Source organism: Streptomyces sp. Wb2n-11, assembly GCF_001049855.1.
Taxonomy (GTDB): Bacteria; Actinomycetota; Actinomycetes; order Streptomycetales; family Streptomycetaceae; genus Streptomyces; species Streptomyces altiplanensis.
This window is the reverse complement of record NZ_CVPB01000001.1, coordinates 2,325,292-2,347,639: the sequence shown is the minus strand read 5'-3', so window position 1 is coordinate 2,347,639 and position 22,348 is coordinate 2,325,292. Positions and strand designations below refer to the sequence as shown.

The window sequence follows — 22,348 nt, the reverse complement described above, 5'->3', positions numbered from 1 at the left end:
GGGCTTAGGTCAAAAGTCCAGGGTCAGTATGGGACCGGTGGAGGATCGGACCGGGAGGTGCCGGATGGTGGATCAGGGGCAGGAACCGACCGCGAGGTTCGGGGTGGCCGAGGTGACGGGCCTTTCCATGGTGCCGACGCTGCTGCACCGCGATCAGCTGCTCGTGCACTACGGAGCGACGCTGCGGCCGGGCGATGTGGCCGTACTGCGCCACCCCCTCCAGCAGGACCTGCTCATCGTGAAGCGGCTGGCCGAGCGGCGTGACGCCGGCTGGTGGGTGCTCGGCGACAACCCGGACGCCGAGGTCGTGGACAGCCGGGCCTTCGGCGCGGTGCCGGCCGAGCTGGTGCTGGGGCGGGTACGGGCGCGGTACCGGCCGATCCGGGCCGGGCGTCAGAGGTCGGTCGGGGTGGTGCTGTCCTGGCTGGTGTCGGCCGTGCGCCCCGTGCTCGCCGACCGCTCCGTCTCCAGGCGCTTGCGCGCGCGGTAGGCGGCGACGTTGGCGCGGGTCGCGCAGCGGTCGGAGCAGTAGCGGCGCGAGCGGTTGGTGGACGTGTCCAGATAGGCGTTGCGGCACGGGGCCGCCTGGCACAGGCCGAGGCGGTCCGCGCCGTGCTCGGTGAGGTGGAAGGCGAGACCCATCGAGGCGATGGCGGCGTAACCGGCGGTCACGTTGGACGGGTGGTCGGCGAGATGCATGTGCCAGTCGGGGCGGCCGTCCTCCTTGAGCGTCCCGTGGCCGGAGATCTGCGGGCTGACCGGGAACTCCAGCAGGAGCGAGTTCAGCAGGTCGACGGCGAGCGTCTCGTCGCCCGCGTCCGCGGCCTCGAAGACCGCGCGCAGGCGGGCCCGTACGGACCGGAAGCGGGTGACGTCCGCGTCCGTGGCGCGGCGGCCCGCCGACGTGTTGCCGCCGAAGAGGGATCGGACCGCCTCCACCGACGTGAGGGTGTCCTTGTTGCGGGCCGGCTCCTCGCTGTTGACCAGGCGCACGGCATAGTCCGAGTAATAGGCCAGTTCCACTTGTAGTCCTTACGGGGGCGGTCTAAAGTCTGCGTAATGGGTGGTTCTGCTTCGAGGGTATTACGGAATGGAGTGGAGGAGTTCTGATGGCGGAGACGGACGCGGCGGCGGGAACCGACTGGGCGGCCTGGCAGGAGAGCTGGGACCGGCAGCAGGAGTGGTACATGCCCGACCGCGAGGAGCGGTTCCGGGTGATGCTGGACATGGTCGAGGCGCTGGTCGGCCCCGAGCCGAGGGTGCTGGATCTGGCGTGCGGTACGGGAAGTATCACGGACCGGCTGCTCAAGCGGTTCCCGAAGGCCACCAGTACGGGCGTCGACCTCGACCCGGCACTGCTCGCCATCGCCCAGGGGTACTTCGAGGGGGACGAGCGGGTCACCTTCGTGACGGCCGACCTGAAGGACCCGGAGTGGACCCGTGCGCTGCCGCACGAGTCGTACGACGCCGTCCTCACGGCCACCGCGCTGCACTGGCTGCACAGTGATCCGCTCACCACCCTGTACGGGCAGCTCGGCGGCCTGGTGCGGGCCGGCGGCGTCTTCATGAACGCCGACCACATGATCGACGGGACCACCCCGCGCATCAACGCGGCCGAGCGGGCCCACCGCCACGCGCAGATGGACCGGGCCAAGGCCGGGGGCGCGGTGGACTGGGCCGAGTGGTGGGCCCTGGCCGCCAAGGACCCCGTACTCGCGGAGCCGACCGCCAAGCGGTTCGAGATCTACGGCGAGCACGCCGACGGCGACACCCCGAGCGCCGAGTGGCACGCGCGGACCCTGCGCGAGACCGGCGGGTTCGCGGAGGCGCGGGCCGTGTGGCGCTCGCCCTCGGACGTGCTGGTGCTGGCCGTGAAGTAGCGGGGACAGACACGCGAGAGGGCGGTACGGACCATCCGGTCCGTACCGCCCTCTCGTGTTCAGCTACAGCACCTTCGACAGGAATGCCTTGGTGCGGTCGTGCTGCGGGTTGGTCAGGACGTCGCGCGGGTTGCCCGCCTCGACCACCACGCCGTCGTCCATGAAGACCAGCGCGTCGCCGACCTCGCGGGCGAAGCCCATCTCGTGCGTGACGACGATCATCGTCATACCGTCCTCGGCGAGACCGCGCATCACGTCGAGCACGTCGCCCACCAGCTCGGGGTCGAGCGCCGACGTCGGCTCGTCGAAGAGCATCAGCTTCGGCTCCATCGCCAGCGCGCGGGCGATCGCCACGCGCTGCTGCTGGCCGCCGGAGAGCTGCGACGGGTAGTTCCCGGCCTTGTCGGCCAGGCCGACGCGGTCCAGCAGACGCTCGGCCCGCGCACGGGCCACCGCCTTCGCCTCGCCCTTGACCTGGACCGGGGCCTCCATGACGTTTTCGAGCGCCGTCATGTGCGGGAAGAGGTTGAAGCGCTGGAAGACCATGCCGATGTCCCGGCGGTGCGCCGCGACCTCGCTGTCCTTCAGCTCGTAGAGCTTGTCGCCCTTCTCGCGGTAGCCCACGAGCCGGCCGTCGACCGAGAGCCGGCCGGCGTTGATCTGCTCCAGGTGGTTGATGCACCGCAGGAACGTGGACTTGCCGGAGCCGGACGGGCCGACCAGGCAGAACACCTCACGGGGGGCGACCTCCAGGTCGATGCCCTTGAGGATGTGTGCGGCACCGTAGGACTTGTGTACGCCCTCGGCCTTCACCATGGCGGTCATGTCATACCCCCCTGGGGCTGGTGAGGGACAGCATGTTCGCCTTGACCTTCTGCCACGGAGTGGGTGGCAGTGTCCGCAGCGAACCCCGTGCGTAACGCCGCTCCAGGTAGAACTGGCCGACGCTGAAGATGCTGGTCAGTACGAGGTACCAGACCGAAGCCACGAGCAGCAGCTCCATCACGGCGAACGACGTGGAGCCGATGTTCTGTGCCGCTCGCGTGAGGTCGACGTACGAGACGACCGCCACCAGGGACGACGTCTTGAGCAGGTTGATGAACTCGTTGCCGGTCGGCGGAACGATCACCCGCATCGCCTGCGGCAGCACCACGCGCCGCATGGTCTTGCTGTTGTTCATGCCCAGCGCGTGCGCCGCCTCGGTCTGGCCCTCGTCGACCGACTGGATGCCGGCCCGGACGATCTCGGCCATGTACGCGCCCTCGTTCAGGCCCAGGCCCAGCAGGGCGACCATGAACGGCGTCATGACGTCGACCATCTCGTCCTTGTAGACCGGCCCGAGGTTGACGTACTCGAAGACGAGGCCGAGGTTGAACCACAGCAGCAGCTGCACGAAGACCGGAGTGCCGCGGAAGAACCAGATGTACAGCCAGGCGACCGCGCCGGTGACGGGGTTCTTCGACAGCCGCATGACGGCGAAGACGACGCCCAGTACGAGGCCGATGGCCATCGACAGCACGCTGATCAGCAGCGTGCGGCCCATACCGCCCAGGATGCGGTCGTCGAAGATGAAGTCCCCGACCGTGTCCCATCGGACGTTGCCCTGCGCGAAGGCGTAGGCCAGCGCGCCGAGCAGCGCGACCACGATCACGCCGGAGACCCAGCGGCCCCAGTGGCGGACCGGGATGGCCTTGATCTGCTCGGGGGGAGCGGTGGCAGCGGTGGTGGCTGCACTCTTGGCGACCGGGGAGTCCTCGGGGGGCTCTTCGGCGGGCGCCTTGTCGAACTTGTCAGTCACAGTGACTGCCCTTCAGTGAACGCTTGAGGCGGGAAACGCCGTGATCTACTTGCCGGCGTTGATGGTTGCCTCGGTGACGGCGCTGTCCTTGACGTCCCACTTCTCCAGGACCTTCTCGTACTCGCCGTTCTTGATGATCGCGTCCAGAGCTGCCTTGAGCGCGTCGCGGAGCTCCGTGTTCTTCTTGTTGACGGCGATGCCGAACGGGCCGGCGCCGATCTGGTCACCGGCGACCTCGAAGTCCTTGCCGCCGCCCGCGGTCTTCGCGATGTGGGCCGCGACCGGGTAGTCGTTGAGGTCGGCCACGGCGCCGCCGATCTTCACGCGGGTCTGCGCTTCGGCGTCGGTGTCGAACGACGCGATCTCAAGCTTCTTCTTGCCGCACTTCTTGGCCTGGTCCTTGAAGGTGTCCTCGTAGATCGTGCCGCGCTGGACGGCGACCTTCTTGCCGCACAGGTCGTCGAGGGACTTGATGTTCTCCGGGTTGCCCTTCTTGACCAGCAGCGAGACGCCCGACTCGAAGTAGTCGACGAAGTCGACACCCTTGCCGGCCTTCTTGCCCTTGTCGTCCAGGCCCTCCTGGCGGGCCTTGGTGTCGCTCATGGCCGACATGACGATGTCCTGGCGGCCGGTGTTCAGCGACGTGATGAGACCGTCGAAGGTGCCGCTGGTGAACTCGAACTCGACGCCGAGCTCCTTGCCGAGGGCCGCGGCGATGTCGGGGTCGATGCCGACGATCCTGCCGCCCTCCTCGTACTCCATCGGAGCGTAGGCGGCGTCCGTACCGACCTTGATCTTTCCGGCGTCCTGGTACTTCTTCGGCAGCTTGTCGAAGAGGGGGGCGCTGGACGACTTCGTGCCCTTGGTCTCCTTGGTACCCGAGCCCGAGCCGGTCTGATCACCGCAGGCGGTCAGCAGCATCGTGCCGGCGACCGCGAACGCGCCGACCGCGGCAATCCGGGACTTCCTGGCGGCCGAGCGAGGGGTGGAGCTTGCGGTCATGGTTGGTTCCTCCGGCGGGAAAAAGGGAGTGGCCGAGCGGTCGGGCACACACCTTCGGGTGTCTCGACCTTGTGCGATTACCGGCATCTTGCCATTCGGACTAGCCCATTCAGGTGCTGAGTCATGTCAAAATCGGGTAACGGGTGACCTCCGAATCCCAACAGGCCGGTACATCAAGGCCGGATCTTCTGTTGGCTACTGCCCTTCTGGCCGGAGAATTTCCGGTCCGTCTCGCCATGTGGATGCTAATTGTGTCGCCAAACGGACTTGTCCGCACATGCGTGTATGAGTCGTCACACTTGAGCGATACGGGCTCGTCGGCGGTGCCTTCGGTCAGGTAGAAAAGACGTTTACACCCCTCATCCGGGGCTCAGGGCGCGTGTGCGGCGCGCCCGCGCGTACGTACCTCCTCCCTGTCAAGGCGGGCCAACCGCCGGCGCAGGGAACGGACGCGGTGCCCGCCCACCCCTCCTCAACCAGGAGCGGCCACCCTCAATTGATGAAGACTTAAGGGGTCAGACACATGGCAGCGGAGATCGTCAATCCTCGCAGCGACAGCAGTACGGACCGCAGTGCGGACAGCGGTGCGCAAGGGGCTCCGGAGGAGCCCTTCGATCCGGCCTTCGCCCTGCACCGCGGCGGCAAAATGGCCATTCAGGCGACCGTGCCCGTGCGCGACAAGGACGACCTGTCCCTCGCGTACACGCCGGGCGTCGCCAAGGTGTGCAGCGCGATCGCCGAGAAGCCCGAGCTCGTCGACGACTACACGTGGAAGTCGAACGTCGTGGCCGTCGTGACGGACGGTACGGCGGTGCTCGGGCTCGGCGACATCGGACCCGAGGCCTCGCTCCCCGTCATGGAGGGCAAGGCGATTCTTTTCAAGCAGTTCGGCGGCGTGGACGCGGTCCCGATCGCGCTCGCGACGACCGACACGGACGAGATCATCGAGACCGTCGTGCGGCTCGCCCCGTCCTTCGGGGGTGTGAACCTGGAGGACATCTCGGCGCCGCGCTGCTTCGAGATCGAGCGCCGGCTCCAGGAGGAGCTGGACATTCCGGTCTTCCACGACGACCAGCACGGCACCGCCGTGGTCACCCTGGCCGCGCTGCGCAACGCCGCCCGGCTCACCGGCCGTACGCTCGGCGACCTTCGCGCGGTGATCTCGGGCGCGGGTGCGGCCGGGGTCGCCATCGCGAAGTTCCTGCTGGCGGCGGGGCTCGGTGACGTGGCGGTGGCGGACCGCAAGGGCATCGTCAGCCGGGACCGCGAGGACCTGACGGACGTCAAGCGGGAGCTGGCCGAGATCACGAACCGGGCCGGGCTGACCGGCTCGCTGGAGTCCGCGCTGGCCGGTGCCGACGTCTTCATCGGCGTCTCCGGCGGTACGGTGCCGGAGCCCGCGGTGGCCTCGATGGCGCCGCAGTCGTTCGTGTTCGCCATGGCCAACCCGAACCCCGAGGTCCACCCGGACGTCGCGCACAGGTACGCGGCGGTCGTCGCCACCGGGCGCAGCGACTACCCGAACCAGATCAACAACGTCCTGGCCTTCCCGGGGATCTTCGCGGGCGCGCTCCAGGTGCGGGCCTCCCGCATCACCGAAGGCATGAAGATCGCGGCGGCGAACGCGCTGGCGGACGTCGTCGGCGACGCGCTGGCCGCGGACTACGTCATCCCGTCCCCCTTCGACGAGCGCGTCGCTCCGGCCGTCACGGCGGCCGTGGCGGCGGCGGCTCGCGCGGAGGGTGTCGCGCGACGGTAGCCACCGGCTCCGCCTGTGACGGGCCGTGCCGTGTCCCCGTGAGGGGGCGCGGCACGGCCCTCGCCTTTGGGGCGTGCGGGTGCTCCACACCCTGCCCCCGCTCGTGTGAGCGACGCGTGTCACACCCGTGCGTGGTTCCGTCGCGCGGCGGGCCGCCCTATCGTCATGGTCATGTTCGCCGCCTACGCCGCCCGCATCGACCGCGACCAGCCGCTGAACGGCCTCGAACTGGGCGAACGCCCGGCGCCCGAGGCGAAGCCCGGCTGGACCACCGTCACCGTCAAGGCCGCCTCCCTCAACCACCACGACCTCTGGTCGCTGCGCGGCGTCGGGCTCGGCGAGGAAGCCCTGCCGATGATCCTCGGCTGCGACGCCGCCGGAATCGACGCCGACGGCAACGAGGTCGTCGTGCACTCCGTCATCGGCGAGACCGGGCACGGCGTGGGGCCGCGCGAGAAGCGGTCGATCCTGACCGAGAAGTACCAGGGCACCTTCGCCGAACAGGTCACCGTCCCGGCGTGGAACGTGCTGCCCAAGCCCAGGGAGCTGTCGTTCACGGAGGCCGCGTGCCTGCCGACCGCCTGGCTCACGGCGTACCGGATGCTCTTCACCAACGCCGGCGTACGCCCCGGCGACAGTGTCCTCGTCCAGGGTGCGGGCGGCGGTGTCGCGACCGCCGCGATCGTGCTCGGCAGGGCGGCGGGCCTGCGGGTGTACGCCACCAGCCGCGACGAGGCCAAGCGCAAGCGGGCGGTCGAGCTGGGCGCGGTGGAGGCGTTCGAGCCGGGCGCGCGGCTGCCGCAGCGGGTGGACGCGGTGATCGAGACCGTCGGCGCCGCCACCTGGTCGCACTCGGTGAAGTCCCTGCGGCCCGGCGGCACGCTGGTGATCTCGGGGGCGACGAGCGGCCCGAACCCGCCGTCCGCCGAGCTCAACCGGATCTTCTTCCTGGAGCTCAGGGTCGTCGGCTCGACGATGGGTTCCAAGGACGAGCTGGAGGACCTGCTCTCCTTCTGCGCGGCGACGGGCGTACGCCCGGTCATCGACGAGGTGCTGCCCCTGGACCGCGCCCGCGAGGGCTTCGAGCGGATGGCGGGCGGCGACCTCTTCGGGAAGATCGTGCTGACGACCCCTTGATGGGGCGCCGGTTCTGCTGATGTGCTCTCCGGCACGCGACGACGACGTGGTGCCGGAGGGTTTCCTGTGCGAACTGTCCGCAAAATGGGCGCAGTTGTCTGTACGGTCGCGCTGGTCGCCGGGGCCCTCGCCCCGGCGGCCGGCGCGCGCGAACATGGCCCCGGCGGGGGGAGCGGCAGCGGCGACGGGATCCCGCGGCTCACCGACGACCGCGGGCGCGTCCTCACCCTGCGCGGCTGGAACGTCGAGGACAAGGCGAACCGCGGCGACAAGGCGCTCTCCGCCATCACCGAGAAGCACTTCCGCGACCTGAACGCCCGCGGCTTCAACTTCGCCCGCCTCCTCGTCTTCTGGGACGACCTGGAGCCCCGGCGCGGGCAGTACAGCGCTGCGTACCTCCGCAGGATCGAGCGGATCCTGGACTGGGCCGGGAAGTACGGCGTCCAGGTGCTGATCGACGCCCACCAGGACGTCTTCGGCCCCGCCTTCGGCCACCGCGGCATCCCGGAGTGGGCGACGCGCACCGACGGGCTGCCGTTCACGCCCAGCCCCGACGACTGGTTCTCCGAGTACTTCCAGCCGGCCGTGCAGCGCGCCTTCACCCACCTCTACGAGGACCCGGACCTCCAGCGCGCGCAGGCCGCCATGTGGCGGGTCCTCGCCGACCGGTTCGAGGACCATCCGGCGGTGCTCGGGTACGACCTGATCAACGAGCCGATGGGGGAGCTGAGGGAGGGCGAGGACCTTCCCGCGGCCGCCCGCCGCATCGAGCGCGACCAGATCACACCGATGCACAACCGGCTGGCGGACGCGGTGCGTTCGGTCGACCGCGACACCTGGGTGTTCGTCGAGCCGACGCCGATCGTGGGCGAGGGGGTGGAGACCGGCCTCGGGAGGATCGACGACCCCCGGGTCGTGTACGCCCCGCACTTCTACAACACCGCGATGGAGGCGGGCGCCGACTACGACCCGGCGGCCGGCTGGATCGAGTCGTACGAGGCCGCGGTGACGGCGTACCCGAAGGAGCACGGCATTCCGGTGGTCGTCGGGGAGTGGGGCCCGCTCAACAACTCCCTCCCGAACATGGGGCGCTTCCACCGCGAGGCGCTCGCCTCCATGAACCGCTACAGCTCCGGCTGGGCGGGCTACGTGTGGTGCTACGGCGGCGGCTACTGCGCGGTGGACGGGGCGGGGGGGTTCCGTACGAACAAGGAGCAGACGGCGTCGCCGTACGCGCCCGCCGTCGCCGGCCGGGTGCGCGGGGAGTCGTACGACCCCGCGACCCGCACCTACCGCCTGTCGTACGTCGCCTCGGGGCGCGGCGTCACCGAGCTGTCGCTGCCGTCGCGCGCCCGTGACTGGCGGGTGGAGGCGACCGGGGCGGCGTGGGTGCGAGGGGAGAGTGTCCACGCCCGGCCGGGCGCGCGGATCTCCGTGACGGTCGCTCCGGCCGGTCCCCGCCCCCCCCGTGGCGTCAACCATGGTTGACAACCCCGGTGCGTCAACGTAAGTTGACATGCATGACCGACGCAACGGATCTCGCCGAGCGCGCGGGCGATCACGACCCCCGGGTCGGGCTGCGCGCCGTCGCCGCACTGCGGCGGCTGCTGGAGCAGCTCGAAGCCGTGCAAGTGAGAAGCGCCCGCGCCAAGGGCTGGTCGTGGCAGGAGATCGCGTCCGAGCTGGGCGTCAGCCGGCAGGCCGTCCACAAGAAGCACGGGAGGCATTGATGTTCGAGCGGTTCACGAAGAGTGCCCGGGGCGTGGTGAAGGGCGCGGTCACCCGGGCGGAACGGGCGGACGCGGACTCGGTCACCGAGGAGCACCTGCTGCTGGCCCTGCTGGATCAGGAGGGCACGCGCTCGTCCTCCGTCCTCACCTCGCTGGGGATCACCGGGCGCCGGGAAGCGGTGGCACGGGCGCTGGCCGAGGCGCGGCGCCGGGGCGGCCTCTCGAAGGCCGACCAGGAGGCGCTCGCCGGGATCGGCATCGACGTCGTGGAGATCGTCTCGAAGGTGGAGGAGGCGCACGGCGAGGGTGCGATGCGGGCCGGACGCGGTCCGAGACGGGGCCTGCTGACGGGGCGCCGCCCCTTCACGCGGCAGGCGAAGGACGTACTGGAGAAGTCCCTGCGCGTCGCGCTGGGCCGCGGCGACCGGCACATCGGCGACGAGCACCTGCTGCTGGCGCTGACCACGCAGCCGGGCCCGGTGGCCGACGTACTGACGGAGTACGGCGCGACGTACGGCGCGGTGGAGCGTGCGCTGTCGGAGGCGGCTTAGGAAGCACCCCGGGCCCGTCCGGCGGACGGGCCCTGTGACACTTCTGTGACGGCAGCGCATTCGAGGTGTGGCCGGTGAGTGGGTAGCTTCGTACCCGCACGTCAGCAGGACAGGTTGTGACCCACGCACCGGGAGGGCACGTGGCCGAGGGGCCGGAGTCGACCAGGCGGGTCGACGAATCCGAATTCCTTGAGATGAGCGGGCAGGACCCCGCGCAGGCGAGAGTGCTGCGCAAGTCCCTGGAGGAGCTCGCCTCGGGACGGGGCGGTGAGGCCCTCAGGGAGATGGCCCGGGAAGTCCTCTCGGGGCGCTCGGGCCTGCGGGACGCGGTGAACGTGTCGGCCTACTCCGACCAGCTCGTCGCGCAGGCGGCACCCATGGCCGAGAGGTGGGCGGCGCTCTCCGAGGCCGAACGCGAGGCGCTCGCCGCCGAGGGCGAGCGGAGCATCGCCGAGGAGCAGAACCGCATCGACGAGGAGCGTCGCGCTGCGCCGGGCGACGGCGGCAAGAAGTCCCGCCACGACGGCCGGGGCTGGTCGCTGTACTGAGCGGCGGACGGCCGCGGGGCGCGGGACGGCGCCCCCCTCACACACCAACCTTCCAGGGGCAGGAGCAGACGGTGGGCTTTCGGGTGGAGCCGAGCGCGATCGACGGCTTTTCGAAGCTCGTCGGACGCGCCGCCGACGGCAGTACGCAGGCTGTCGCGTTCACGGGCAACGCGCAGATCGACAAGGTGGCGGGCGGACAGCTCTGGGACCTGGTCGCGGGCGACCACGACAGGTACGTGAGCGAAGCCAGGAAGGCTCTGCAGAAAGCGCAGAGGGTTCTCGGCTCCTCGGCACAGGAACTGTCCAAGTCCGCGAAGTACTACCGCGAGACGGACCGGGGTGAGGCGTCGAAGATGGACGCCACCTTCCCCGGGTCCAAGGGAGCCGGTTCCCCGCCGGACGGCGGGAACGCGGGCGACTTCTCCGACGCGAGCAGCGCCGCGGACCTCCTGAAGACGCCGTCCGAAAGCGGCAACCCGCTGGTCCAGTACGGCCAGGGGCACGCCGACGAGTACAGCATGAACCCGGTCCAGAAGACCCTCGGCAGCATCCTCGACCTCGGCAGCCCCTCGGCCATGGCGGTCGAGGCGTCCAAGCTGCTCTTCGGCTTCGATCCCTTCGGCGAGCTGAACAACTGGATCCTCGGGGACTGGAACAAGTACAACGACTGCGCCGACGTATGGGGAAGCCTCGGCGGGTTCTGCGACGCGGTGGCCGCGAACCTGCGGAAGGGCACCGGGAACGCCGCCCTGACCTGGAACGGGAACGCCTCGGACGCCGCCCGGGTGTACTTCGACGAGTTCACGAAGAAACTCGCCGAGTTCAAGGACACCTTCGACTCCCTGCAGACCAGTTACAAGCAGGCGGCGCAACTGGCGTTCCAGTTCGCCGAGTTCCTGAAGTCCTTCATGGTCATGTTCTGCGACGCCCTGGTCACCTGGCTGGTCAACCTGGCCGCCGCCCAGGCCGCCAACCTGATTCCGGTCGGTGGGCAGGTGGCGTCGGCCGCCATGTTCGCCCTGGCCGCGGCGCAGGCGCTGCGGATCATGAAGATGTGGTCCGACGCGGCGCAGAGCTTCAACCAGATGCAGATGGCCCTGACCGCGCTCGGCCTGGTGATGTCCGCGGCGGTGAACGGCTTCTCGGCGGCGGACGGCTTCCCCGAGGTAGCCTCCAGCGGCTACGACCACGCCGCGGTCTAGGGAGGACGGACCCCGCATGCCTTTCCCGTACGGTGACATCGACAGCCTGGAGACGTTCCTCTCGAAGGTCCGCCTCGGGGCCTTCGTGACCGTCCCCGCGTACCTGGCGCTCCTGTTCTTCCTCGCCGGGGAGGAGGGCTGGCACTGGAGCTTCCTCGTGCTGTGCGTACTGCCGCCCCTCACGGCGTTCCTCGGCTTCCGGGCCAAGCGCGACATCCGCCCGGGGCTCGCGACGGCGGCCCTCGTCCTGGCCGTCGCGCCCCTCCCGCTGGTCGCCGCCATCGAGCTGCTTTAGCCGTGCCGGCCGCCCGGGGCTTCCCCTCCGGGCCGTGCCACGGCCCGGAGGAAGGCGCCCGCGAGGAGCACGAGGGGGGCGCGCGGGAAGCGCCCTAGACCTCCGGGCTCCGCAGGACCGCGCCGATGTGGGCCGCCGCCGTGGACAGGTGGCGGCGTGCCTCGCGGAGCTGGTCATCCGTCACGCCCCGGTCGCGGGCCGCGTCGCGGATGTCGTCGCGGAAGCGGTCCAGGAGGCGCTCCAGGTCGCGGGCCGGGTCGCCGGACGGGGGCTCCTGGGCCCACTCGGGCTCCGCGGGCGCGTCCGTACGCGCGGCCTCGGCCTCGGCGGGCTCCGTGACCGGCCCGGCGCCCGGCGCCGCGTCCCGCTCCGGTCCGGGCTGCGGCCGGCCGCCGAAGAAACCGAACTCCTTGGTGATCTCGGCGAGACCCTCCCGCACCCCCTTCGGCCAGTCGCCCCGCGCGAAGTGGTCCTGCACCTGCTCCTGCACCCGCTGTGCGATCCGCTGCATCTGCTCCTGGGCCTTCTCCTGGGCCTGCTGGGCCTGGTGGCGCGCCTGCTGCGCCTCCTCGCGGGCGCGGCGGCTCTCGTCCTTCGCGCGGCGCGCCTGCTCCTTCCACTCCTGCTTCGCCCTGCGCAGCTCCTCCTTCGCCGCGCGCCACGCCTCGCTGTCGCCCAGCCCGTCGCCGAACGCGCCCTCGCGGCCGCTCCCCTTGGGCTGCGACGCGGCGTCGCGCAGGGTCTCGCTCGCGGCGGCCCGCATCTCGCGGCGCAGGTTGCCCGCCGCGCCGCGTACGTCGTCGCGGATCTCGGCGGCCAGCTCGGAGACCGACTCGCGGATCTCCAGCTCCAGGTCCGCCAGTTCTCCGCCGCGGCCGGCCAGTTCGGCGCGGCCCGCGTCGGTGATCGAGTAGACCTTGCGGCCGCCCTCGGTGGCGTGCGTGACCAGGCCCTCGGCCTCCAGTTTGGCGAGGCGCGGGTAGACGGTGCCTGCGGAGGGGGCGTACAGGCCCTGGAAACGCTCCTCCAGGAGGCGGATCACTTCGTAACCGTGGCGCGGAGCCTCGTCGAGCAGCTTGAGGAGGTACAGGCGCAGACGGCCGTGGGCGAAGACGGGAGGCATGTCAGAGCACCTTCTTGTCGGCCGGGGTGTGGGTGGGCGGGGTGTCCGCGGGTGGGGCGCCGTCGGTCTCCGCGCCGTGCGGGTCCTGGCCGGCCGGCGGGCGGCGCAGCAGGGCGATGGCGCCGGAGACGGTCGTCGCGCGCAGCCGGCCGTCGCCCGTGCCCAGCCTGCCCGTGATCCTCTTCGCGCCCCACTGGCCGCTGACCCGCAGGCCCTCGAAGGCGTTGGAGAGGGAGCCGCTCGCCGTGTTCGCCTCGACCGTCGCGTCGGCCGGGTGCGGCAGACGGATGGCGACCCCGCCGGAGACCGTGGTCAGGGTGATGTCGGCGGGTTTCCCGGCGGGGGCCACGTCGACGACCATGTCGCCGTTGACGGAGTCGGCCCGTACGGAGGAACCGGAGCCGTCGACCACGGTCAGGTTCCCGGAGACGGAGTGGAAGCGGAGGCTGCCGGTGACGCCCTGGGCCTCCAGGCTGCCCGAGACCGTGTCGGCGCGGACGGCGCCGGAGAGACCGACGAGGGTGGTGTCGCCGCTGATGCCGCGCACGGTCGTACGTCCGCGGATCCCGGAGACGACGGCGCCGGCGCCGATCACGCCGACCTCGACGGAGGTCCCGGCGGGGACGGCGAGGGAGACGACCGCGCTGCGCTGCCGGTTCTCGGGGTCGAGCCGCTTGAGGAAGTCGTGCCGGGGCAGGTCCCCGTACGCGACGGTGAGGGTGCCGTCCCGGTGGGACACGGTCAGCGGCGGGCCCTCGATCCCGGACACTTCGAGGCGGGCGGGACCCTCCTCGACGCCGACGACGTTCACCGTCCCGTTGACGATGCGCACGCTGAGTGCCGTCACCGGGTCCTCGAAGGTGAGTTTTCGCGGCTCGGCGACCGCCCACGTCGGCTCTGTCATGCTGCCCTCCCCATCTGACCGGACAGACGCAACATATCGCGTCTACGAATAAACACGATATATCGCGGGCCTCTGAAGTCAAGGGGCACATCGACGCGGGCAGCTCACTCATATGCGCCGAATGCGGGCAAATTGCCCTAGCGTGAGGGCATGGACGCGACATCCGGATCCGGGCCCGCGGGGGCCTTGCTGCTGTGCGGGGCCGAGCCCGATGCGGTACGCCCCGCAGCCCGCCTGCTGCGCGAACAGCTGCTGCTGGCCCCGGCCGGTGACCGGAGCGGCAGGAGCGGCTCCGCGGAGCGGTGGAGCGTGCTCGTACCCGAGGGCAGGCCGTGGCTGGACGGCGGCGAGCCGGTCGACCGGGTGCTGGCGGGCTGGGCCACGGCGCTCGCCGTCGGCGTCAGCTGGCCGGTCCTCGCCCTGTGGTGGGACGCGGACCGGGCCGGCTTCACGCTCGCTTCGGGTTTCCGGCGCCAGGTCGGCTACGTATGGCTGGCGGACGGCACGCCGGCGGGCGAGGACGAGGCGATGCGCACGTTCGCGGCGCGGCTCGGGCTCGATCCGGTGCTCGACATGGAGGCCCTGGAGGCGCTCACCCGGCCCGACCCCGACGCGAACGCCAGGAGCCGCCTGCTCGGTGTGGCCGCCGTGCTGTCCCGCTCGGGCCTCGCGCTCCCCGCGGGCCTGGCCCCCGGCGAACCGGCCGCCCGGCTGCGGGAGGCGGCGCTGGCGCGGCCGGACACGGAACCGGTCGAGTGGCAGGGCCGGTGCGACGCGGTCCGTACGGAGTCGGGCACGGCCGAGGACGGTTCCCCCGCCGGCCCCTGGACGCGCGGCCCCGGGATCCGCGTGCTGATCGCGGCCCAGCTGGCGGCCGGCGTCCCGCTCGCCCTGTGGGGCCTGCGGCGGCGCAGCGGCGGCTGGGCGTTCGCGGGGGCGGTGCTGGTGGCGCAGGGCACGCTGGGCCTGGCGTACGAGCGGATGCGCGCCGGCCGGACGCCCGCCCGCGACCGGTGAGGCGAGGGGCTACTCGTCCTCGTCCTCGTCGTCCAGGCGGGCCAGCCAGGTCGCGAGGCGCTCGACGGGGACCTCGAAGTCCGGGTTGAGGTCGACGAACGTACGCAGCTGCTCGGCGAGCCACTCGAAGGTGACTTCCTCCTCGCCGCGCCGCTTCTCCAGCTCCTCGATGCCTCGGTCGGTGAAGTACAAGGTGTTGCTCCGTGGGGTGGACAGGGATGGACAGCGGTTGTTCCAAGCCAGGATAGGCACTGATCCCCGGGGCCTCGCGCTCGTACCCGGCAGCGATTAACCTTCACCATTCATCGCGTGGGGAGCGGGGGACGCTGTGGCCAATGGGATCGCACAGGTTCGGCTCGACGACGGGACCGTCGTCTGGGCCCGTGTCAGCGAGGTGCAGGAACTGGACCGGGGCGGCGGCTTCCGGGACACCGGGATCGGCGACCGGGTCGTCTCCATGGCGGGCGGGCTGACCGACGTCGTCCAGGGCGTGGTGCAGTCGCTGCGCGCCGGGCTGCGCCCCCCCGCCCCCGTCGAGGTCGCCGTGACCTTCGGTATCGAACTGTCCGCGCAGTCCGGCAAGGTGATCGGGGTCCTCGCGGACGGCGGAGGCACGGCGTCCGTATCCGTGTCCCTGACCTGGACCGAACCGGTCGCGGACCCGGGCGCGGGCACGGCCCCGGGTACGGGTGCGGCCCCGGGCGCGGGACCGGATCCGGATCCGGATCCGGGGCCGGGGCCGGGCGCAGGGCCGGCGACCGTGCCCCGGCCGTCCGCCCCCGGCGCGGCATGAGCGCGCCGTGAACCCCTTCGACGAAATGGTGCGCCCCTCGCTCGTACGCATCGCCGCGCCCGGAGGCGGGTATGACCCGCACGGCGCCCACTACTGGGGCAGTGGTTTCTTCATCGCCCCCGGCTGGGTGCTGACCTGCGCCCATGTCGTGGGAAAGGGGGAGGCCGCGGTGTGGAGGGGAGAGCGCGCACTGGGCATCACGTGGCAGGGCGGCGTGACCACGGGCGAGGTCGTCCTCGCCAAGCCGCGGCCCGCCGACCCCGAAGAGCCCCCGTACCACTGGGAGTTCCCCGACATCGCACTGGTCCGTGTCCCGGACGCGCGGGACGCCGCCTGCGTCTGGCTCGGCGAGCGGCCCCCGGCCGTCCCCGCCGACGTGAGTCTGCACGGCTGGTCCAGGGAGACCGGCGACCTCGGCATACGGCACGGCGTCGGCCGGGCCCACGCCACCGACGGCAAGGCGCTGCTGCTGCGCGGCAGTCTGCCCGTCGAGGGCTGTTCGGGAGGCCCCGTCGTCGACCTGGTCCACGGCGCCGTCATCGGCATGAACAAGGGGCGCGCGGAGCACGAGGGGGCCGCCGTACCCATCACGGCCCTGCGCGAGCTGCACGACCTGCCGGGCGGCGGCATCCTCCACACCGTCCTGCGCGAGCACGACCGCCACCACCTGCGCCGGTTCCGCAGCACCACGTCCGGCGGCTGGACCAGGGCGCAGGCCGGCCTGCGGGCCAAGGGCGCCCCCGGGTTCGGCCCCGCCGTGCGCGCGCACCTCTTCGGCCGGTTCGCCGAACTGCCGCCGCCCACCGGGCCCGGCGAGGTCATGACCCTCGTGGACGACGTCAAACGCCGGGTGCTGCACCGCGATTACCAGTCACCCATCGAACACGACCCCCGCACCTGGCGCGACGGCGCCGGTCTGCTGTACGACCTGCGCGGCCAGGAGGGCGGGCACGACCTCGACGTCGACGCGGTGCTGCTGTACGCCGCCAAGGTCGTCAGGCACCTCGCGAGCCGGGACCGTGACCGGGGCCGTGACCGCGACGGGTCCGGAAGCCCCCACCGGGCCGCTCTCACCGGACTCGGCGAGTGGATCACCACACAGGGCGAGTCGGCGCACCAGGCGATCCGCGAGGAGATCGCGCAGGTCCTGGACCTCCGTGAGGAGGACGCACCCGGACCGGGAGACGGCTCGGATCCCGGCTTCACGTTCGGGTCCGTACGGGAGCGCCCGGCCGGGCAGGCTCGCGCCGACGTGCTCGTCGAGATCGACCCGGTGCACTACGGCGACCGCTACCCGTGGCGCGTCAAGCTCCTCTACGAGGGGCGGACCGTCAGCCCGCTGTACGGCGACGACCGCGGTGTGCCCCGCTCCCGCCTCCGCGAGACCCTGCGCGAACCGCTCGCCGACGCCCTGCGCCGCGGGGACAGCGGGGAGCACCTCGCGGCGGTCGAGGCCCTGCTGCCGCGCGAGCTGTTCGACGAACCCCTCGACACCTGGCGGCTGTCGCCCGAGGACGAGGTCTTCGACGAGCACAGCATGGCGCTGGGGGAGCGCCGCATCGTCGTCATACGGGACCGCAGGCGCCGCGACCGCCCCGCGAGCCCCGAATGGCGCCGCCGCTGGAAGGCCGCCGTCCGCGGGCCGCTCACCGTCGTGCCGCTGCGCGGCGAGGTCCCCGCGTCCGGACACGGCCCCGGCGCCCGCCGGGAGTCCCGCAGGGCCGCGTACGCCAGGCTGTCCGACGCGGGGGACGGCACCGTACCCGTGTACTGCGGGCCCGTCGGCAGCGGTGACGGGCTCGACGCGATGGCCGCCGCGCTCGCCGCCGGGCACCCGCTCGCACTGTGGCGCAGATGCGGACGGGACCACAGCGACTGCCGGGAGTTCCAGACGCGCGCCGACGAACTGCTGGCACGCGCCGACGGCGTGGACGGACTGCACCGGCGCATACGTGCCCTGCGCATCATCTCCATGGACCCCGACGCGACACCCGACACGGTCGCGGAAGCGGCCTGGGCCGGCTCCATGGCCGTACTTTTCGACCCGCCCGACCGCCCGCCGTACGACGGTGTGCCGCTGAGGGTGCCGCAGCAGCTGTCCGGACCCGGCACATGACGACCCGTCAGGGCATGCCTCGAATGCCTGGCCGGTTCCCGGGGACCGGGCCGGAATCCGGGTCGGCAGAGCGGGACTCGAGCGGTAACCTCGGCAGCCCCGACAGCCGCACGACCGTCGGATCCGGCTCCGTTCCCACCTACCCGCGAGGTGAAATTCAGTGACAGACTGGCGGATCTATCGCGGCGCGGGAATGCCGCACGACGGAGTCCAGCGGTTACCCGGCCCGCCTCCGTGGCGTGATTTCGCCGCCGTGGGACCGGACGCCGCCGACCCCGCGGACACCGACCCGAGCGCCGCCCGCAGACTCGGTGTCCAGCGCCGGCTGGTGGAGAACCACCACCCCAGGCCCGCCGAGGCCGACGCGGTCAACGCGGCGCTGTACCTGCGCCGCCCCCTGCTGGTGACGGGCAACCCGGGCACCGGGAAGTCCACCCTGGCGCAGGCCGTCGCGTACGAACTCGGCCTCGGCCGTGTCCTGCGCTGGCCGATCGTCAGCCGTTCCGCGCTCCAGGACGGGCTCTACCGCTACGACGCCATCGGCCGCCTCCAGGACGTGCAGCTGGAACGGGCGCAGGGCGGACCGGGGGCGGCCGCCCCGGCCCCCTCGGCGCCCTCGAGCATTGGCTCGTACGTACGCCTCGGGCCGCTCGGCACCGCGCTGCTGCCGTCCGAACAGCCGCGGGTGCTGCTCGTCGACGAACTCGACAAGAGCGACCTCGACCTGCCCAACGACCTGCTGAACGCCCTGGAAGAGGGCGAGTTCGCCATCCCCGAGCTGGAGCGCATCGCCGACCGCGAGCCGGTCGTGGACGTCCTGACCGACGACGGCCGCAAGGTGCCGGTGCGCGGCGGCCGGGTCCGCTGCACGACCTTCCCGTTCATCGTCCTCACCTCCAACGGCGAGCGGGACTTCCCCGCCGCGCTGCTCCGCCGCTGCATCCAGCTGGAGCTCGAACCGCCCGGCGAGGAACAGCTCACCGCCATGGTCGAGGCGCACCTCGGCAGTGACGCGGCGATCGAGGGACGGGATCTGATCGAGCGGTTCCTGGGCCGCGCACCGGGCGAGGTCATCGCCGCCGACCAGCTCCTCAACGCGCTCTACCTCACCCAGCACGCCCCTCGCGCGGAGCGCGTCACGCGGGAACGCATCGCCGAAATGCTCATGCGGCCGCTCGACCGCCCGAGGTGAGGACCGGATGGACCTGGGGGAACTCGTCGGCAGGCTGAGGAGCGGCGGCCTCGACCCCACGGCCGAGGAGATCGCGGACGCCGTCTGGCTGGCCCGGTGGCTTCCGCCGGACCGTACGCCGCCGGGTGTCCCCGGCGGCCCCCCGGAGGAGGACCGGGACGCGGACGGGGCCGGGCGGGCGGCCCGGCCCGACCCGGCCGGCACCGGCCCGGATTCCGGCGCCGGCTCCGACGGGCCGGGTCCGGCCCGGGGCCCCGGCCCCGTGTCGCTCTACGCACCCGGCGGCAGGAGCCGGACCGCGGGCGCCGCCGGGGCTGCCGGGGCTGCCGGGCCAGGGTTCCCCGTACGCGCTCCCGCGGCCGCCGCGCTGCCCGGACTGCTGGGCCTGCAACGCGCCCTGCGCCCCCTGCGCCACCGCGCCGCCGCCGTGCCCCCGGCCGCCGGCGGGCGCCTCGACGAGGACGCCACGGCCGAGCGCAGCGCCATGTCCGGTGTCATCAGCCCGGTGCTGCGCCCCTCCGGCCGCCACCGCGTGGACATTCAGCTGCTCATGGACACCGGGCCCGCGATGGCCGTCTGGGAGCGCATGGTCGAGGAGCTGCGGCAGGCATGCCAGCAGTCCGGTGTCTTCCGGGACGTCCAGGTCCACCAGCTGTACGACGCCGGGGCCGGCGGCGCGCCCCTCATCGGCACCACGACGGGGCCCGGCGGTCACACCCGGCTGCGCCCCGCCGACCAGTTCCACGACCCCACGGGCCGCAGGCTCACCCTCGTCGTCAGCGACTGCGTCGGCCCGCTGTGGCAGCAGGGCCGCGCCCAGCGGCTCATCCGCCAGTGGCCGCGCCGCTCCCCGCTGGCCGTCGTGCAGCCGCTGCCGCCCCGCCTGTGGGCCCGTACCGCACTGCCCGCCGAGCCGGGGCTCCTGGTGCGGTCCGCGGTGTCCGGCGGGCGCACCGCGTTCGTTCCGGACGAGGAGCCGTGGGAGCCGCTGGGGGCGACGGCCAGGCCGGTGCCGGTGCTCACGCCGACCCCCGAGGCGTTCGCGTCCTGGGCGCGGCTGCTGTCCGACCAAGGCGGCAGTACGGTGCGCGGCTGGGCGGCCTGGGCCGACGCACCCGAACCGGAGGCCGCCGCCGAGGAGCGGGCCTTCCCCGCCGTGCCACCGCCCCTCCCGCCCGACCGCAGCGCGGACGAACTGCTGCGCGCCTTCCGGGCGAACGCGTCGCCCGGCGGCGTCCGCCTCGCCGTCCACCTCGCGGCGGCGCCCCTCACCCTGCCCGTCATGCAGCTGGTGCAGCGCGCCATGCTGCCGGACACCGGCCCGATGGAGCTCGCCGAAGTGCTGCTCGGCGGGTTGCTCAGGCAGCTGCCGGGGCCCGGCTCCCGGCCCTGCTACGTGTACGCGGACGGGGTGCAGGAGCTGCTGCTGAACTCGCTGGGCCAGGACGCGGCCGCGCTCGTGCTCAAGCACTGCTCCTCGTACGTGGAACGCAACTTCGGCAAGGGCGCCCGCAACTTCTCGGCGCTCGCCGCCGCCACGCTCTCCGAGCGCGGCGCCGCACCGGACCCCGCCCTCCCGCAGGACCGGCGCCCGGACGGGGAGGGCGGGCCGGACGAGGCGGACGACGCGGCGGGCGCCGAGCCCGAACTGTTCGCCCGCGTCCCGGCCCGGGTGCTGCGCTTCTACCAGCCCGACCTCGTCACCCCCGTACCGCTGGACGAGGCCGAACGCCTCCTGGACCAGTGGCGCGCACAGGCCGACCCGTCCCTGCTCCGCCGCGCCCGCGAGCGCGCGGAGGCCGCGCTGCGCGGCACCGGAGCCCACGGCGGCGGGCCGGACACCGGCCCCCCGGCCGGCCCCCCGGCCGGCGACGCGGCCGGGGGAGCGCGGGCCGGAGTCGTGCTGGGGCGGGTGCTGTTCGCGGAAGCCGGGACTTCGGCCGTGCGCGGCACCGACCGGGCGGGCGAACTCCTCCTGCGCGCGGCACGGACGCTCGCCGAAGCCCGCGACCGCGCCCCGGAAGACAGCCGGGAGCGGGCCGACGCCCGCCTGGAACTCGCCGCCGTTCACCACGCGCTGTGGCGGCTGACGCACGACGCACCCCACCTGGAGGCGGCCCTGGACGCGCTCGCCGGTGACGCCTCCGGTTGGCCCGCCGGGTCCCGCAGGGCGCTGCACCTGCGCCGGGGCAGGCTGCTGCTCGTACTGCGCCGGGCCGAGGAGGCGGTACGCGAACTCCGCACCGGATGTGCGGCGCTGGACGCCGAGGGCGCCCCCGACGGCCTCCGCTGCCCCGCCCTCCTCGATCTGGCCGAGGCCCTGCGCGCCGCGGACGCCCCGCACGCGGAGACCGCCGAGGTCCTGGCCCGCGCAGGACAGGCCGCCGGCGAGGACCTGGCGCTGCGCCTGCGCTGCCTGACCGCCCAGGCGCGGCTGCACGACGCGGCGGGCGACCATGCCGCCGCCGACCGGGCGTACGAGGCCGCTTCCGGCCTCGCACCGTCCGACAGCGCCCGGCGCTGCGAACTCCTCATCGAGTGGGGCGAGTCGCTGCTGCGCCGCGCCGCCGCCGAGACGGGGACGGCCGACGAGGGCGCCGTCGGCCGGGCGGAGAGCGTCCTGCGCGAGGCCCTGGCCGCGATGCCCGCCCGTTCCCCGGCCCGCAGCCGGCTGAACCTGCTGCTCGGCAGCGCACTGGCGCTCCGCTTCCAGCGGGTCGGCTTCCTGCCGGACCTGTACGAGGGCCGCCACTTGCTGGAGGAGGCCGCGAAGCGGCTGACGGACGCAGGGGTGCGGGCCCAGGCATGGCTGACGCTGGGCAGGGTGAGGTTCGAACTCGCCCAGGTGTCGGCCGCGACACTGCTGTCCGACGCACTCCAGGCGTACGAGAACGCGCAGCGCGACGCCGACGGCGCGCACGGCGCCCGGCCGGGCTCCCGGACAGCGGCGCGGGCGCTGTACGCCCAGGGCTGCACACTGGAGTCCATGGGCCGTACCGGGGCCGCGCGCCGGGCGTTCGAGCAGGCGCACGACCGCTGGCAGCGGTTGATCGCGTCCCTGGCCGAGGTGGACTGGGCGGAGGCCGGGGCGCCGCGGGAGCGGATCGGCCGTCTGCGGGAGCCGGGCCGGGGGGCGGAGGCCCGGACGGACGACCAGTGGCCGGCCGGGGCGGACCGGCGGCGACTGGCGCCCCCCTGGTGGCCGTTCACCGGGGTAAGGGCCGGTTGACCGGAGTGAAGTCGAACATGTTTCTGTTTCACCGGTCTCGGGAAGAACTGGGCAGCCGCTGCGGCCGTGCGG

The 22,348-nt window shown here is 72.6% G+C and carries 22 protein-coding genes; 15 read left to right on the top strand and 7 right to left on the bottom strand.

From position 1 onward, the window contains the following. The first annotated feature begins 64 nt into the window (after positions 1-64). Positions 65-490 (top strand): nickel-type superoxide dismutase maturation protease, encoded by a 426-nt coding sequence (sodX, locus tag BN1555_RS10330; RefSeq protein ID WP_093799104.1) that lies wholly within the window; start codon positions 65-67, stop codon positions 488-490. On the opposite strand, the gene BN1555_RS10325 is transcribed toward sodX, so the two are convergent. Then, positions 394-1,023, bottom strand: a complete 630-nt coding sequence (locus BN1555_RS10325) for a CGNR zinc finger domain-containing protein (protein WP_093799103.1) — start codon at positions 1,021-1,023, stop codon at positions 394-396. The two genes, sodX and BN1555_RS10325, sit on opposite strands and share 97 nt — an antisense overlap. Before the next feature lie 86 nt (positions 1,024-1,109). Here BN1555_RS10325 and BN1555_RS10320 point away from each other — a divergent pair, with 86 nt between their 5' ends. Further along, the gene (locus tag BN1555_RS10320) at positions 1,110-1,880 is read left to right on the top strand and encodes a class I SAM-dependent methyltransferase (RefSeq protein WP_093799102.1); all 771 of its coding nucleotides are present in this window, start codon (positions 1,110-1,112) and stop codon (positions 1,878-1,880) included. Between the two features lie 63 nt (positions 1,881-1,943). Here the strand turns inward: BN1555_RS10320 and BN1555_RS10315 are convergent, their stop codons facing one another. The 3 genes from BN1555_RS10315 to BN1555_RS10305 are packed head-to-tail and all read right to left on the bottom strand — an operon-like array spanning position 1,944 to position 4,680. After that, on the bottom strand, positions 1,944-2,705 hold the full coding sequence (locus BN1555_RS10315; protein WP_093799101.1) for an amino acid ABC transporter ATP-binding protein: 762 nt from the start codon (positions 2,703-2,705) through the stop codon (positions 1,944-1,946). Between the two features lies 1 nt (position 2,706). Next, positions 2,707-3,678 (bottom strand): amino acid ABC transporter permease, encoded by a 972-nt coding sequence (locus tag BN1555_RS10310; protein WP_093799100.1) that lies wholly within the window; start codon positions 3,676-3,678, stop codon positions 2,707-2,709. A 45-nt stretch (positions 3,679-3,723) separates the two neighbouring features. Beyond that, positions 3,724-4,680, bottom strand: a complete 957-nt coding sequence (locus BN1555_RS10305) for an ABC transporter substrate-binding protein (RefSeq protein ID WP_093799099.1) — start codon at positions 4,678-4,680, stop codon at positions 3,724-3,726. 523 nt (positions 4,681-5,203) lie between these two features. Between BN1555_RS10305 and BN1555_RS10300 the strand changes: the two genes are divergently transcribed. The 8 genes from BN1555_RS10300 to BN1555_RS10265 all read left to right on the top strand — a co-directional run bounded on the left by BN1555_RS10300 (position 5,204) and on the right by BN1555_RS10265 (position 11,902). Continuing rightward, the gene (locus BN1555_RS10300) at positions 5,204-6,439 is read left to right on the top strand and encodes an NAD(P)-dependent malic enzyme (RefSeq protein WP_093799098.1); all 1,236 of its coding nucleotides are present in this window, start codon (positions 5,204-5,206) and stop codon (positions 6,437-6,439) included. Positions 6,440-6,604: 165 nt separating this feature from the next. After that, positions 6,605-7,576 carry a zinc-binding dehydrogenase gene (locus BN1555_RS10295; RefSeq protein ID WP_176710012.1) on the top strand — a complete coding sequence of 324 codons (972 nt, stop codon included), beginning with the start codon at positions 6,605-6,607 and terminating at the stop codon, positions 7,574-7,576. 84 nt (positions 7,577-7,660) lie between these two features. Beyond that, a complete protein-coding gene (locus BN1555_RS10290; protein WP_093799097.1) occupies positions 7,661-9,064 on the top strand; it encodes a cellulase family glycosylhydrolase in 1,404 nt (467 codons plus the stop codon). 32 nt (positions 9,065-9,096) lie between these two features. Then, positions 9,097-9,306, top strand: coding sequence for an RNA polymerase sigma factor sigma-70 region 4 domain-containing protein (locus BN1555_RS10285; RefSeq protein ID WP_093799096.1), 210 nt, complete (start codon positions 9,097-9,099; stop codon positions 9,304-9,306). Then, the gene (locus tag BN1555_RS10280) at positions 9,306-9,857 is read left to right on the top strand and encodes a Clp protease N-terminal domain-containing protein (RefSeq protein ID WP_093799095.1); all 552 of its coding nucleotides are present in this window, start codon (positions 9,306-9,308) and stop codon (positions 9,855-9,857) included. The genes BN1555_RS10285 and BN1555_RS10280 overlap by 1 nt, the downstream gene beginning before the upstream one ends. A 140-nt stretch (positions 9,858-9,997) precedes the next feature. Continuing rightward, positions 9,998-10,405 (top strand): hypothetical protein, encoded by a 408-nt coding sequence (locus BN1555_RS10275; RefSeq protein WP_093799094.1) that lies wholly within the window; start codon positions 9,998-10,000, stop codon positions 10,403-10,405. Between the two features lie 71 nt (positions 10,406-10,476). Then, entirely contained in the window at positions 10,477-11,607 is a 1,131-nt protein-coding gene (locus tag BN1555_RS10270) for a WXG100 family type VII secretion target (protein ID WP_255305970.1), read from the top strand. Between the two features lie 16 nt (positions 11,608-11,623). Further along, entirely contained in the window at positions 11,624-11,902 is a 279-nt protein-coding gene (locus tag BN1555_RS10265) for a hypothetical protein (protein WP_093799092.1), read from the top strand. A 94-nt stretch (positions 11,903-11,996) separates the two neighbouring features. Here the strand turns inward: BN1555_RS10265 and BN1555_RS10260 are convergent, their stop codons facing one another. Continuing rightward, the gene (locus BN1555_RS10260; protein WP_093799091.1) at positions 11,997-13,025 is read right to left on the bottom strand and encodes a PadR family transcriptional regulator; all 1,029 of its coding nucleotides are present in this window, start codon (positions 13,023-13,025) and stop codon (positions 11,997-11,999) included. Between the two features lies 1 nt (position 13,026). Beyond that, a complete protein-coding gene (locus tag BN1555_RS10255; RefSeq protein ID WP_107081071.1) occupies positions 13,027-13,929 on the bottom strand; it encodes a DUF4097 family beta strand repeat-containing protein in 903 nt (300 codons plus the stop codon). A 150-nt stretch (positions 13,930-14,079) separates the two neighbouring features. On the opposite strand from BN1555_RS10255, the gene BN1555_RS10250 reads away from it, so the two are divergent. Beyond that, a complete protein-coding gene (locus BN1555_RS10250) occupies positions 14,080-14,946 on the top strand; it encodes a hypothetical protein (protein WP_093799090.1) in 867 nt (288 codons plus the stop codon). A 9-nt stretch (positions 14,947-14,955) separates the two neighbouring features. On the opposite strand, the gene BN1555_RS10245 is transcribed toward BN1555_RS10250, so the two are convergent. After that, positions 14,956-15,138: a DUF6104 family protein gene (locus BN1555_RS10245; RefSeq protein WP_003961784.1), complete on the bottom strand. Its 183-nt coding sequence runs from the start codon at positions 15,136-15,138 to the stop codon at positions 14,956-14,958. 136 nt (positions 15,139-15,274) lie between these two features. Between BN1555_RS10245 and BN1555_RS10240 the strand changes: the two genes are divergently transcribed. The 4 genes from BN1555_RS10240 to BN1555_RS10225 all read left to right on the top strand — a co-directional run bounded on the left by BN1555_RS10240 (position 15,275) and on the right by BN1555_RS10225 (position 22,276). After that, positions 15,275-15,739: a CU044_2847 family protein gene (locus BN1555_RS10240; protein ID WP_093799089.1), complete on the top strand. Its 465-nt coding sequence runs from the start codon at positions 15,275-15,277 to the stop codon at positions 15,737-15,739. A 7-nt stretch (positions 15,740-15,746) separates the two neighbouring features. Then, complete coding sequence (locus BN1555_RS10235) at positions 15,747-17,855, top strand: VMAP-C domain-containing protein (RefSeq protein WP_255305966.1); 2,109 nt, start codon at positions 15,747-15,749, stop codon at positions 17,853-17,855. A gap of 160 nt (positions 17,856-18,015) precedes the next feature. Beyond that, positions 18,016-19,047 carry an AAA family ATPase gene (locus BN1555_RS10230; RefSeq protein ID WP_093799088.1) on the top strand — a complete coding sequence of 344 codons (1,032 nt, stop codon included), beginning with the start codon at positions 18,016-18,018 and terminating at the stop codon, positions 19,045-19,047. 7 nt (positions 19,048-19,054) lie between these two features. After that, on the top strand, positions 19,055-22,276 hold the full coding sequence (locus BN1555_RS10225) for an SAV_2336 N-terminal domain-related protein (RefSeq protein ID WP_093799087.1): 3,222 nt from the start codon (positions 19,055-19,057) through the stop codon (positions 22,274-22,276). Positions 22,277-22,348 lie beyond the last annotated feature (72 nt).

Coding starts and splice junctions, on each gene's coding strand:
- sodX (WP_093799104.1), top strand. CDS start 65: ATGGTGGATCAGGGGCAGGAACCGACCGCGAGGTTCGGGGTGGCCGAG.
- BN1555_RS10320 (WP_093799102.1), top strand. CDS start 1,110: ATGGCGGAGACGGACGCGGCGGCGGGAACCGACTGGGCGGCCTGGCAG.
- BN1555_RS10315 (WP_093799101.1), bottom strand. CDS start 2,705: ATGACCGCCATGGTGAAGGCCGAGGGCGTACACAAGTCCTACGGTGCC.
- BN1555_RS10305 (WP_093799099.1), bottom strand. CDS start 4,680: ATGACCGCAAGCTCCACCCCTCGCTCGGCCGCCAGGAAGTCCCGGATT.
- BN1555_RS10300 (WP_093799098.1), top strand. CDS start 5,204: ATGGCAGCGGAGATCGTCAATCCTCGCAGCGACAGCAGTACGGACCGC.
- BN1555_RS10295 (WP_176710012.1), top strand. CDS start 6,605: ATGGTCATGTTCGCCGCCTACGCCGCCCGCATCGACCGCGACCAGCCG.
- BN1555_RS10290 (WP_093799097.1), top strand. CDS start 7,661: ATGGGCGCAGTTGTCTGTACGGTCGCGCTGGTCGCCGGGGCCCTCGCC.
- BN1555_RS10285 (WP_093799096.1), top strand. CDS start 9,097: ATGACCGACGCAACGGATCTCGCCGAGCGCGCGGGCGATCACGACCCC.
- BN1555_RS10280 (WP_093799095.1), top strand. CDS start 9,306: ATGTTCGAGCGGTTCACGAAGAGTGCCCGGGGCGTGGTGAAGGGCGCG.
- BN1555_RS10265 (WP_093799092.1), top strand. CDS start 11,624: ATGCCTTTCCCGTACGGTGACATCGACAGCCTGGAGACGTTCCTCTCG.
- BN1555_RS10260 (WP_093799091.1), bottom strand. CDS start 13,025: ATGCCTCCCGTCTTCGCCCACGGCCGTCTGCGCCTGTACCTCCTCAAG.
- BN1555_RS10255 (WP_107081071.1), bottom strand. CDS start 13,929: ATGACAGAGCCGACGTGGGCGGTCGCCGAGCCGCGAAAACTCACCTTC.
- BN1555_RS10250 (WP_093799090.1), top strand. CDS start 14,080: ATGGACGCGACATCCGGATCCGGGCCCGCGGGGGCCTTGCTGCTGTGC.
- BN1555_RS10225 (WP_093799087.1), top strand. CDS start 19,055: ATGGACCTGGGGGAACTCGTCGGCAGGCTGAGGAGCGGCGGCCTCGAC.